The sequence below is a fragment of the Capnocytophaga sp. oral taxon 863 str. F0517 genome (genome assembly GCF_000466425.1).
GTDB lineage: Bacteria > Bacteroidota > Bacteroidia > Flavobacteriales > Flavobacteriaceae > Capnocytophaga.
Genome location: NZ_KE992177.1, coordinates 27174 through 39139, shown reverse-complemented (window position 1 = coordinate 39139; position 11966 = coordinate 27174). Strand labels below are relative to the sequence as shown.

The window sequence follows — 11966 nt, the reverse complement described above, 5'->3', positions numbered from 1 at the left end:
AGCTCGGCAACCCCTTGATAAATATTGGATGATATGAGAAATGCTATTTTATTAATTTCTTTTCTTAAGATGGAACCATACCTCGCTATTATTCACAGAAGTAAGTAGGTAGTAATCGCCTTTATCTTCTACTGTGTAAGGCCCGTTATCAACCATTGTCTTATAGAGAATCGTAACAATCCAAGAGTAGAATTGTATTTGATTTCTATGTTCACCTGTTCTAAGAGCCAAATTATCAGAAGGATCTTTGAGAATAAAACGTACTTGGTCAGGGTGATCCCCTACTCCTACTATATCTACTTCATAGTAAGTGTCCACTCCATAAACATATCTTGTCCCATCTTCATATACATAATCAAACTGACTTTCCTGAGGAATGTACTTGGAGAATCCTGTCACAGCCTCATTGTCATTTCCCTTAATTACTGATATATTAAGGTTAGTATATCCTTCTCTTTTAAAATTATACCAACTATAAGCCCATTTGATCCATTCATGTGTGGTATTATAAGTACCCATAAGATCCGAAGATACCAAACCATCCTCAAATTGTACTTTCATCGGACTTTCGGTTACTTGGAAAGGAGCCGCCTGAAGAGTGATTGTAATGACATTGTCGGGGGAAATAAGAGCTGTTTTGGCTTCATTGAAATAAAGTTCATCTATAGTAACTCCTTCTATAGTGACTGGCTCAAAGAACTTGTCTCCTTCAACAATGGTTTCCGTTGTCCTCTACCAAAAGAAGCGCTGGGATATATGGGAATGCCTCCTTATCAGTACCCCGACCAGTGGGAAAATGCTGGATTCAATACCGCTGGTGTGGGTATGAGTGCTACCGAAAGTATTTTCAGTAGTAAAAAAGCCTTGGCTGCTGCCCCCTTAGTTTCTAATGGCTTAGGCGAAATCTCCATTACTTCGGTAGTGCTTCCTTATATCCACAGTGCCAAAGAAGGTGTAGAACGCTTGGGGGTACTTATAGAAAAATATGGCATTGCAGAAGGCTTCGGAGTAGGTTTTATAGACCAAAAGGAGATATGGTATTTGGAAACCGCCTCTGGCCACCGCTGGATTGCCAGCCGTATTCCCAGCAATGTCTATTTTGTAACAGCTAATCAGGCACGCTTGCGCGAATATGATCCTAAGGACAACCACCATTTTCTTGGCAGTGAAGACCTGATTGAATTTGCCATTACCCACAAGCTATATGACCCTAACAAGGGTATTTTTGACTTCCATAAGGCTTATATTCGTGATGAGAAACTTGATACTACCTATAACTACCCACGTGTATGGGCTTTGCAAGCGCTCTTTAGCCCTGAAATAGAGAATGATGTAACTAAAAACAATTTTCCTGTATTCGTACAAGGGGAAAATCGCATCTCCTTAGCCGATGTATTACAGGTAAGTAAGGACTTACTTGACGGCCTATTTACCCGCTTAACCTTAGATGTACAGGCGGAATACCGCTTTGCAGGCGCTTAATTTTGGAGTTATCATAATGAGAAAGAGGGGTAAATATGATATTCATCCCTCTTTTGTGCTGCTTAGCTCACTATTTTATCTCACGATTTCAAAAAAACCTCCACAAGGAGAGGTTCTGTATAAATTATGAAAAGATGTTATTTACTAAGTAAGAACCATGTGTTGCTATCTTTTACACTGGTGAGCTTGTAATAGTTAGCATTATTAGGATCATCTGCCACTGTATAGGGAGATTTGCTCGCTATATACGAATAAAAATTGTACATAGGGCTAGCAAACCAACTATAACGATTTTGTAATAGATCTTCATCTGGATGATCCACCTTGTAATATTGAGATTTTGGCTCTCCTCGAAGGCTTATGGCTATTTGGTCAGGATGCCCTACTACTGCATCAAAATTGATTTCATAGAAAGTATCATTACCTCCTGACCACCTTTCATCAAAGGACAAATATTTTTTGAAACCTACCACATACCCTGAATCATCATTGTGAAGAAGCCTAATTTGCAGATCTTTATCTACATTCAAATCATACCAATAATACAAATCTTTTACAGCTGTATTCAAAGTAGCGTACTGATCTAACAAATCCTGAGAGGCTGAACCTGTATCAAAAGTAGCCCATTTGATATCATCAGTTCCATTAAAGATAATAGGAGGATTTACAAAGTTAATAGTTATAGCTCCATCGGGAGTAGTCAAGGCAGTCTTGGCATTATTGATATACAATTCTGTTATCTTGACACTATTAACATCCGCGGGTTCATAGAATTTTATCCCTTTTTCAGTAAGTGCAAAAGCTTGTTGAACATTATTCCCATCATAGCTAAAAACAATTTGACGCTCTAACGAAGAGAATAACATATTCACTGTTTTACCATTAATCTGCACCGGAGCTAATATTTTTCCAAATAAGAAAAATCTATTTTCACGTATTTTGTTTAGAAAAGTTGCCCTATCACCTGTCAGACTGGTAAGAACCATTGTATTTCCAGAGAGTTTTCCCTTGAAAATATAGGTTCCATTTTCTTCTTTTTCTATAAGATATTCCACATCTCCACCTTTACCGCGAGGATAATCATAAGAGGATACATAGAAGTGATGCAAAATTTTGTTATGGGTATCAAAGCTCACTCCTGGAGCTTCATTAGCATTGTAGGTAAAATAAGAAGTTACCTCGTTGTTATCAGAAGCTACTTCAGAAGAAGCGATTACCTTTCCATCTTTGAGCTTGATGACAAAGTTATATCCTCCTCTGCCTTGGTTAGTTGCAGGAAGCCCTTGAAAGCTTTTATTTTCCCCTGGGAAAACCGTAAATAACCAATAGCTGTCATTCTCCCAAGCTTTTTTATATCCTTGCATCAGCTCAGGTATACGCTGCAAGGCTTGTCGATCATCTCCAAAAGGGTTATCTTCCTTATAACTACAAGAAGTTATAAAAGAAGCGGTGAGTAATAAAGTAATATATTTTTTCATCCTAATTAAGATTTAATGTTGAGAAATCCTTACGAGGCACAGTATTGCCCTCAAAATCCTTTCCTACTACATAAGGATAGCGGCTGCGTACTTCTTTGCGGAGTACATCCAAGTCAAGCTGCCATTCGTCCTGTAGGTATTTCTTGATGATAACCATCTTTTGTTCCAATTTTTCTTTACCTGTATAGGTTTCGGTAGGACGGATTTTTTCGTCTGCTTTTTTGAGTTCTTCTTCCCATACCTTGGTAGAATAATATGTTCCGCTTGCATCTCCATAATTAGAGAACTTAGCTTTCCAAGCGGTATATTGCTCTCTGTCAAAACCATCAGGGATCGCTCTATAGATAGCCACATTGGCATCGGTATCATCGGTAGTCACATTAGCGGCTAAGTGCTGTGCATCAGTAACACTGCTATCCAAATCCTGATTGCGGTAAGCCCTACCCCAACGACTTTGGTCGGTAGTAGCGCAGCCACAATCTTGTTTAGCATTGTAATACACCATATAACGTGCTATAGTCTCTACAAAGTCTTCATCGGCATTATAGGCACAATATGGTTGTATAAATCCTGATTTGAGAGCCTCTTCATGAACAAGATTTGTCCAGTTTCCATATTTGTAATCGGAAGCAGTAATCCTATCAAAGCTGGTAGGATAGAGCTTAGCCTGATGCCAAGTATGCGCTACTTCATGATATAGGGTCTGGAAAGGTCCTGAAGTCAGTTGGTAGATATTATGAGACTGTAAGTTGTTAATATTCAACAGGTGTATTTTCTTTCCTGCCGATGCCCATCCTAAAACATAAGTACCTCCTGCTTCATAGGCATATTCTCCTACTAAAATAATCTTACTAAAAGAATATTCCTTAAGAAAGTTCTGTCCTTTTATTTTTACATAAGGCTCTATAAAGAGGTAATGAAATACATTGGCAAACTCAATTGCCTTTTGATAATCTGTAGGCACAAAGGAATAGCCTTCGTATCTTTCATTATCGGTAAAACGATAAAGAATATTGATGTTAAATGGTTTGGCTATCTTCTGCTCTAAGTACTTATCCAAATCATTTTGAGTATTGAGTGACTGTTCTTTCTGTTCTGCTTTATCTTCCACAGAACTTTCTGCAGCCAGATCGTTATCCTGAGAACAACCTACCAAGGCTGCTGCTGACAAAAACATATATAATATTTTTTTCATAAGTATTTTTTATTTATTATCTTGGATTGGGTTGCATACCTGATCTGATGGCTACATCTGGAAGCTGTATAGCTCTACGAGGGTCATTTACAGGGAGGGTAGCAGCAGGGTAATTTCTATCACGATCCGAAAGATCACAACGATAGCGTACTACTTCTATACCATAGCGCTTTACATCTTGCCAACGTAAGCCATCTCCTAAAGTAAGTACACGACGACATTGCAAAAGATAGTGTAACAAATTTTCCTGTATACCATCATTTTCTATGGTAAAAGAAGGATGTAGTGTTTTCTTCTGAGTAGGTGCATCGGCGGTAGAATAGCGCATATTCGCATCCTTATAGAAATCTATTATCTGTTGCTGAGTTGCTGTATTACGGCTTGAATAAGTTTGTCCATTAACCGTGATTGTGGTTTGCTGAATAAACTTAGATGTCCACATGTTGAGGTCTTCAACTGCACTGGCATATTGTTTTAAGTGAATCTTTGCTTCTGCGCGTACCAAAAGGGTTTCATCGGTAGTAAAAGGCACCATGATAGACTTATTATAGGAAGTTCCTTCCCTTAAAGTAGGAAACTTATCAAATAAGACAATATTAGTATTAGCATTTCGATCACGGATAGGTTCAAACCAATAAAAAGCATATCCATAACCATAATCTCCTGATTTTCCTTCAGGATCCCATACATTAGGAGCTTCTACTGTTTCTTGTCCTGCTATAAGTGTATTATGGTTGTAGCGGTAATCTCTGCTATAGAATTTTATTGCTATCTGAGAATATACCGGAAGTACGAGTAAGTTCGCATCAATATTCTCATTGGTATAGTAAAGCGCCCTACTTCCTTGTGTTACTGTACCTGCCTTAGAGGTATCTCTAAAATCCTCCCAATTTCTCAACAGATTGAGTGTAGTAGCATTGTTGGTGGTCAGTACCTCATTGGCATAGTTCAAGGCTTTTTGCCATTGTTGGTAATAGAGGTAGAAACGAGCCGCAAAAGCATTAGCTGCTCTTTTGTTAAAGTGATACTTAGGTGTTTCGTAATAATTATCATCAATCAAGGGCAATCCTGCCTGTATGTCCTTATCTATGAGGTCATACACCTGTGCTACTGTCCCGCGAGGGTACTTAGGACTTAGCTCTTTCTCTGTATGGAGCATATAAGGAATTCCTAAGTCCGTGCTGCTGGTAGTGGGGTTGTAAGCTAAGCAAAAAGTGTTAGCCAACTCAAAGTGTGCATAGGCACGTGCCAAGAGCGCTTCTCCCTTAGCCGCATTAAATTCTGACCCCCCACCAAGCTCTTGAATTGCTTCCAAAGCTTTATTGGCATGATTGATCGCATTGTAGTAGGATTGCCAGTTGTAATACAATCCATCATTGTCAAAGTATTCTTGTACAGGTTGCCAATAAGCCAATTGCCCACTGATAAGCCCCCATGTATACACAGAAGGACCATAATCCCCTATATTATCAGAGGAATATTCATTGAGTACGGCATTATTATTGATGGAGTAAGCATTGACTAAAAGCTTTCTTACATCCTCTGCCGTCTGTATCTCTACCTGATTGTCAGGCAACTCATCCAAGAGCTTATTACATCCTGAAAAGAGTAGAGAAGCGGTTGCAAGTATAAAATATATTTTTTTCATTGTCTATCTTTTTATTAAAGTCCTACACGCAAAGTAAATATCAGCTGCTTGGGTGCTCTTTGAGCATATCCGTTGGCTAAGAAGTCAGGATCATCTCCATTAAGCTTTTTATCCGCATAGAGCAAAGCCAAGTTGGTAGCTTGTAGCTTTAAGCTCAAGTGGCGAATATGTGTTTCTTTCAAAAACTGATTGTCAAAAGTATATCCTAAAGATATTTCCTTCAAGCGGATGTTATCTCCTTTGGCGATACGTACATCAGAGTAGTCATAGCTGGAATAAGGTTGAGACAAGTCCACTCCAAGCTGAGGCACTGAATAGTGAAGCACATCTGCCATCGAATAAGCTTTAGGAATATTGGTTCTTGCCTCATCGCCAGGTATTCTCCAGCGTCTGTTAAGTTCTCTTGGCGCACTGGAATAGTCGTTATAGGTCAAGGCGTCAGATATTCTTCTAAGACGTACCACATTTCCATAAGAATACGTAAATACTACTCCAAAGGAAATTCCTTTGTAATTGATAGTGTTAGTAAAGCTACCACGATCGGTAGGAATAAGGGTTCCTGAATATTTCAAGAAGTCTACATTGGAATCCTGCATGTTAAATCCTTCACGATTCAGCTCTCCATTAGGTCCTGTAAAGGTAGGGAATCCTCTTTCGTCCAAGCCTCGGAATGGAATAGAGAAAAGTGACTTAAGTGGGTAACCTTCTTTAGCAAATCCCCCTACTGTAGTAGCATCTTCGTTATAACCTACCATATTCTGTATGTTAGGACTGGTCAGAAGCTTGGTTATCTCATTGGTAGAACGAGAGTATACAAAGGAAGTCTTCCAAGTGAAATTCTCTGTTTTGATATTGGTAGACTCTATCGCCAATTCCAAACCATGCGATTTCATCTCTGCCATATTTCCTTGCTTAGCGATGGCACCGCCTACCCCTTGGGTATCTATATTCCCGATAAGGTCATAGCTATGACGATTGAACCAGTCTACTGAAAAGTTAAGACGGCTGTTTAGGATACCAAACTGTACGCCCAAATCCAATTCTTGATTTTTCTCATAGGTCAAGTCATGGTTAGCTCCATTGGTTATATTAAGTCCCAATTCGCGATTGTTGGAGTTACGCCAAGGTTGGTTGGTATAGATCTGAGAAAGCGAGTTGCTTACCGAAGGGGCAATGGCAGTTACCCCAAAAGAACCACTGAAGGTAAGGTAAGAAAGAGGCAAATACTTAAAGAAACTTTCCTGACTTACATCCCAGCTAAGTCCTGCATTCCAGGTAGGCATCCAGCGTACATAACGAGATTTTCCAAACTGGTTAGAGGCATCATAGCGAAGGGTACCATTGAAAGTATAACGATCCTTGAAGGTATAGTTCACATTAGCATAGAAGTCCTGATAGTTATTAGTGGTAGGAGCGATAGTATAGTAATCATCTCCTTCTTCCTGCATTTTCTTAAACTTTATGTAAGAAAAAGCACTATAATAACCTGAACCAAAATTCACTCCATAGTTATCTGAGGAGTCATAGGTATTCTTGTTATTGTCCATCTCAAACCCTCCATAGAGCGAAAGCGCATGCAAGCCGTCCATGAAGCTATCTATATAGCTCAAAGTAGCACGGAAGGTAGTTCCCTGTGAGGTAGAAAGGGTTTGGGTATGGATACCCCCCTTAGGTAAGGTAGGGATTGGCTGTGCAAAAGGATCATTAGGATCTTTGTACAGATAAGTATTGGCATTCCTTATCTCAGAGTTAGGCATATAGCGATAAGAGATGGCTCTATTAGAGTACTCTGTATGATCGGTAACCATCTTATAGGATTGGTAGCGAATGGCTCCCATCGCAGTGGCTTCTACCTTAGGAGAGATCTTCCAAGTAAGTTGTCCTTGCAAACGAACTGTGGCTATGTCTTTGTCTATATAAGAATTATCAATTTCATTGAAAATATTAAAAGGCGTATATCGTTCTACATAGTATTCCTTAGGATCCAAGGTACGAGAACGATCCTGTGCATAATAATATAAGTTGCGGTAAGGATCTGTCTGATCCTTATAGGAAAGGTCAGTGATTACATTGAGCCCTATCTTAGAAGAAAGATTGTAAGTAGCATTAAGGTTTCCTGAATACTGAGAAAGTTTGCTACCTTTAGTCCATCCTGGGTCGTCCAATATACTCAAGGAAGCATAGTAAGTGGATTTTTCACTACCTGAGGAGAAGGAAAGGGTATGGTTCTGCATCACACTTGTTTGGAACAATTCTTTGAACCAGTTTGTATTTCTTCTCTCTGCCATTCTCATATAGCGCAAGCGTCCTTCAGGAGTATTAGATACCCTTGGATTGCCATTAGCATCCAACACCTTGTATAGTTGGTTCATCTTTGCCATAAGACCACTAGTGGCACTTGCTACCGTATTCCCTTCCAAGAAATAAGCTCCTTCATAGAGTTCCTTCATTAGGGATATATGATCCTGAGAGTTCATGATGTTGAACTCTCCATAGGTAGGGATAAAGCGGAAAGTGGACTCATTGGTATAGGTGATACTGCTGGAACCCGCAGCCCCACTCTTGGTAGTAATGACTACCACCCCAGCGATGGCACGAGGTCCATAGATAGCGGTAGCAGAAGCATCCTTGAGCACCTTAAAGCTTTCGATACTCTCTGCACTAAGCCCAGGTATAGCCGCTGCAATCAGCATCTTAGCATCATCAGATACGAGTTCCTCTGGCTTTAGAGAGATATCGTCCTGAAGAATTACTCCATTAAGCACCCACAATGGTTTAGCCTCCTTAGAGATAGAAGTCTGCCCACGAGTATTGGTATTCATAGGCGCCTTCTGTTCTTCTTTCCCTGTAGCCACCTCTCCTTCACGAAGTAGGGTAACATCTACAATGGGGGAAGCAGGAGCTATCTCCTGTGGTTTCATTCCTTGCAAAGCAAAGACTAAGATTTTTCCCTTAGTGATTTCAATGGAATATTTACCATCGAAATCGGTATAGGTACTTCGGGAAGTATCTTTTACACTGACCTGTACTCCTGCCAGTGGTTTGGATTGGGAGTCCTTTACCAATCCAGAAATTTTCATCTCCTCCTGTGCAAAAGAGGTATGCCACACACCCATCAAAAGCAGTAGCATGAGCAAAAATCTGACTTTCACTGTATTCATCTTTATATTATTAAATAGATTTTTCTGTCCTATTAGAAAGGAACCATTCTCCCAATCTAAGAAGACAACTTTTCTCATAGAAAAGCTTGCAAATTTATGAATTAAAAATGAAATATCCTACTTTTTTTGCAATTAGTTGTTAGTAGTCTCTTCACTACTTCCCTTTGAATACCTTTTTCAGGAAGGAAGTGACTTTTTTCAGGTATTTGTTCTCCACCTGAGCATCGGCAAACCATTGACGGAAAGTGGGGTTCTTGTAACCACGTAGCAGGTCTACCTCTACGATAAGCTGATAATCCTTATCGCAATTGAGGTGATAGTAGAAGTCTATACTTTCGTCGAAGAGTTGTATCGCCGAAAGCTGCATGGCGTGTTCGAGGTATTCCTCAGAGACGGTTGGCTCTTGCTGTTGCTCCCTACAAGTATTGAAGCGCTCTATATTCTCTTGGGCGAGGTATCGGCGCGCCTTGCTATCCATATCTGGAAGGCTAACGAGTAGGTTGTTGGCCGTTTCCAAGAGCTGTTGGAGAGAATAGGCATAGTTGTCCAAGATAAGATCAACCTTGCGCCCCTTATAGGCTAAACTAACTTGGTAAGAGTTAGGAAGGGTTTCATGTTTTTTAAGATCGGTTAGTTGTAAAGACTTCATGGGTGTTTTTATAGCTATTTGTTAAAACTTTTTTAGTATCGGTTACAAAGATACAACTTTTTCCTGCAAAAAACAAGCCAAAAGCCCTTACCCTATCCTTCTTCATGTGTTAAAAACAAACAGTTATTCAAACTCAATAAGTTACAAAATGTTAATTAACAATTCCAACCGTCGTTTTTTATTCTTTTTTACTCAATATTTAATTTTTTTTTTATACATTTGCAACATACTTAGAACCATCAAAAATTAGATAAATTATGGACAAATTCGAAGAAAAACAAGCCAGTGGAGAAAGCAAATTCATTCGCGTTCTCAGTATTTTAGCTGCTGTTATGGCTGTGGCCATGTATGTAGCCTATATTGACCAAATTCAGAAAACATGGGGGGATGCTACTGGCCCTTGGTTACAGCCTTTCGTTGCAGGAATCAACTGTAGCTTGTGGGTGGCTTATGGTTTCTTAAAGCGAGACAGAGACTATCCTATCGTATTCGCCAACCTTCCTGGTATCATCCTTGGCTTTATAGCAGCCTACTCCGCAGCATTCTAATGGTGATCCTAAAGACAAGTAATTAGTGACAAGTAACAGCTATTCCTATAGGATTGAGTTACTTGTCACTATCGTTTATATCTATATTGATTTTATTTATCATTAGAAAATCTTATAATTAATATAGAGAGAAAAAATAGAAAACACTTTACTTTGCCATCATGAAGTCGTACCTTTGCAGTGTCAAATTTAAAAACCTTTAAAATATGAGTTTAAACAGTTTAGGGCTTAACAAAGCCCAAGTAGAAAAAGAAATCCAGGCGCTCAATGTGCTCCTTTCTAATTATCAAACCTATTATCAGAACCTCCGTGGGGTACACTGGAATATCAAGGGAAAGCGTTTCTTCGAACTCCATGTGAAGTTTGAGGAGCTTTACAATGCGGCTCAGGAGCAAGTGGATCAAATCGCAGAACGTATCTTAACCCTTGGGGGAGTACCTTTCAACACTTTGGCTAGCTACGTAAAGCATGCCACCATTCCTGTAGGAGAGAACATTAGCGATGACGACAAAGCGGTTCGCCTTATCATCGATAGCATCGTAGCGCTATTACCTTCTGAAAGAGAGCTCCTTAACCTCTCCGATGAGATTAACGACGAGGGAACTAATACCCTTATCAGCGATTTTATAGTAGAACAAGAAAAGAACCTTTGGATGCTTAAGTCCTACCTCAATGAGACCATCTAAAGTTGGATTATTACTTGAAAACTGCCCCAAAAGGGCAGTTTTTTTATGCTTGTAGATATCTTTTTAGCCTGTCTATCCCTTCTTGGTATTTATCTATAGCTTGTTTTCTAAGTTTATTTTCCCTTCCATAAGTACACTTATAGTTTACCTACTGTCGTAAAATTCAACTACAAAGATATAAAAGATTTTCTATTCCTTGAAAAAAAATCGGCTTTTTTTCCCTTAAAACGAGATAAATACCCCTCCAGTGGTGACCGTATAGCCCTTACGGACAGGCACGATTGGCCGGGTATGATAGAGGTATTGGTAGGAGAACCATACTCCGAAATGCTCGGTGATCTTATGCCGAAGGTCTAAAGCTAATGCCCAACGTGGATTGACTATATTGCTATCCAGACGATTGTGCATATAGGCACTGGCTATCAGCAGCCATTTTTCTGTTAGCTGAAACTTAAAACCGGTATGTATTTGGGACTTGATACTCCTTTGGTACTTATGACCTACATAGTTATGAGGAAGTGGTACCCCATCGAAGTTCCACTGTTCATATTCACCAAAGAAACCAAGCCCCATCAGCCAAATAAAATGATTGGTATGTATTAAATGGAAACGGGACTGTAGCCCCGCGGCCAATTTCAGCTCCAACCCTCTCGAGGGGGTCCATACCGATTCCATAAAAGGGTAGATCTCTATGGCTTTCCGTACTATATAGCGGTATTCCCCATGCAGGAACCCGTTATTGACAGAAATATCCGCTCCAGAGCGGATCATCTCCACCTGATTGAGGAAGGTCAGGGCATGCCGGTTCTTTACCAAAAAGGAGATATTGGCATTGTTCTTGAGCTGGAAAAAGTTCTCTCGTTCGGTCTTGAAATTGAACTCTGGAGCGATGGTGCCTTGTATCTGTTTGGTCGTATCAATAGGGGTAGCAAGACTCTCGGTAAAGATGATCTGCGCCTTTGCCAATAGGGGCATAAGGAATAACAAATAGAAATACTTCATAATATATATATATATATGGTTAATGATCAATAATGCGAATCAATAGTTAAAACAATATACTTTACACATTAATTCATTGATACTCAATATATTTTTTTCTACATCCCCCTAGCCCCC

Annotated in this window: 10 protein-coding genes; 3 read left to right on the top strand and 7 right to left on the bottom strand. The window is 39.6% G+C overall.

What is annotated here, in order from left to right:
* Positions 1-51 precede the first annotated feature (51 nt).
* Entirely contained in the window at positions 52-561 is a 510-nt protein-coding gene (locus HMPREF1551_RS12040; protein WP_021629434.1) for a hypothetical protein, read from the bottom strand.
* On the opposite strand from HMPREF1551_RS12040, the gene HMPREF1551_RS12035 reads away from it, so the two are divergent.
* Positions 550-1482 carry a C69 family dipeptidase gene (locus HMPREF1551_RS12035; RefSeq protein WP_021629433.1) on the top strand — a complete coding sequence of 311 codons (933 nt, stop codon included), beginning with the start codon at positions 550-552 and terminating at the stop codon, positions 1480-1482. The two genes, HMPREF1551_RS12040 and HMPREF1551_RS12035, sit on opposite strands and share 12 nt — an antisense overlap.
* A 137-nt stretch (positions 1483-1619) precedes the next feature.
* Here the strand turns inward: HMPREF1551_RS12035 and HMPREF1551_RS12030 are convergent, their stop codons facing one another.
* The 5 genes from HMPREF1551_RS12030 to HMPREF1551_RS12010 form a co-directional block, all read right to left on the bottom strand.
* Positions 1620-2960, bottom strand: a complete 1341-nt coding sequence (locus HMPREF1551_RS12030; RefSeq protein WP_021629432.1) for a DUF4302 domain-containing protein — start codon at positions 2958-2960, stop codon at positions 1620-1622.
* A 1-nt stretch (position 2961) separates the two neighbouring features.
* Positions 2962-4155: a substrate import-associated zinc metallohydrolase lipoprotein gene (locus HMPREF1551_RS12025; RefSeq protein ID WP_021629431.1), complete on the bottom strand. Its 1194-nt coding sequence runs from the start codon at positions 4153-4155 to the stop codon at positions 2962-2964.
* A gap of 16 nt (positions 4156-4171) precedes the next feature.
* Complete coding sequence (locus tag HMPREF1551_RS12020; RefSeq protein WP_021629430.1) at positions 4172-5803, bottom strand: RagB/SusD family nutrient uptake outer membrane protein; 1632 nt, start codon at positions 5801-5803, stop codon at positions 4172-4174.
* Positions 5804-5817: 14 nt separating this feature from the next.
* Complete coding sequence (locus HMPREF1551_RS12015) at positions 5818-8964, bottom strand: SusC/RagA family TonB-linked outer membrane protein (RefSeq protein WP_231374986.1); 3147 nt, start codon at positions 8962-8964, stop codon at positions 5818-5820.
* A 154-nt stretch (positions 8965-9118) separates the two neighbouring features.
* Positions 9119-9613 carry a hypothetical protein gene (locus tag HMPREF1551_RS12010; protein ID WP_021629428.1) on the bottom strand — a complete coding sequence of 165 codons (495 nt, stop codon included), beginning with the start codon at positions 9611-9613 and terminating at the stop codon, positions 9119-9121.
* A 257-nt stretch (positions 9614-9870) separates the two neighbouring features.
* On the opposite strand from HMPREF1551_RS12010, the gene HMPREF1551_RS12005 reads away from it, so the two are divergent.
* Together HMPREF1551_RS12005 and HMPREF1551_RS12000 are read left to right on the top strand one after the other, a co-directional pair.
* On the top strand, positions 9871-10161 hold the full coding sequence (locus tag HMPREF1551_RS12005) for a SemiSWEET family transporter (RefSeq protein WP_021629426.1): 291 nt from the start codon (positions 9871-9873) through the stop codon (positions 10159-10161).
* A gap of 206 nt (positions 10162-10367) precedes the next feature.
* Positions 10368-10847, top strand: a complete 480-nt coding sequence (locus tag HMPREF1551_RS12000) for a Dps family protein (protein WP_021629425.1) — start codon at positions 10368-10370, stop codon at positions 10845-10847.
* Positions 10848-11069: 222 nt separating this feature from the next.
* On the opposite strand, the gene HMPREF1551_RS11995 is transcribed toward HMPREF1551_RS12000, so the two are convergent.
* Entirely contained in the window at positions 11070-11849 is a 780-nt protein-coding gene (locus HMPREF1551_RS11995; protein ID WP_021629424.1) for a hypothetical protein, read from the bottom strand.
* Positions 11850-11966 lie beyond the last annotated feature (117 nt).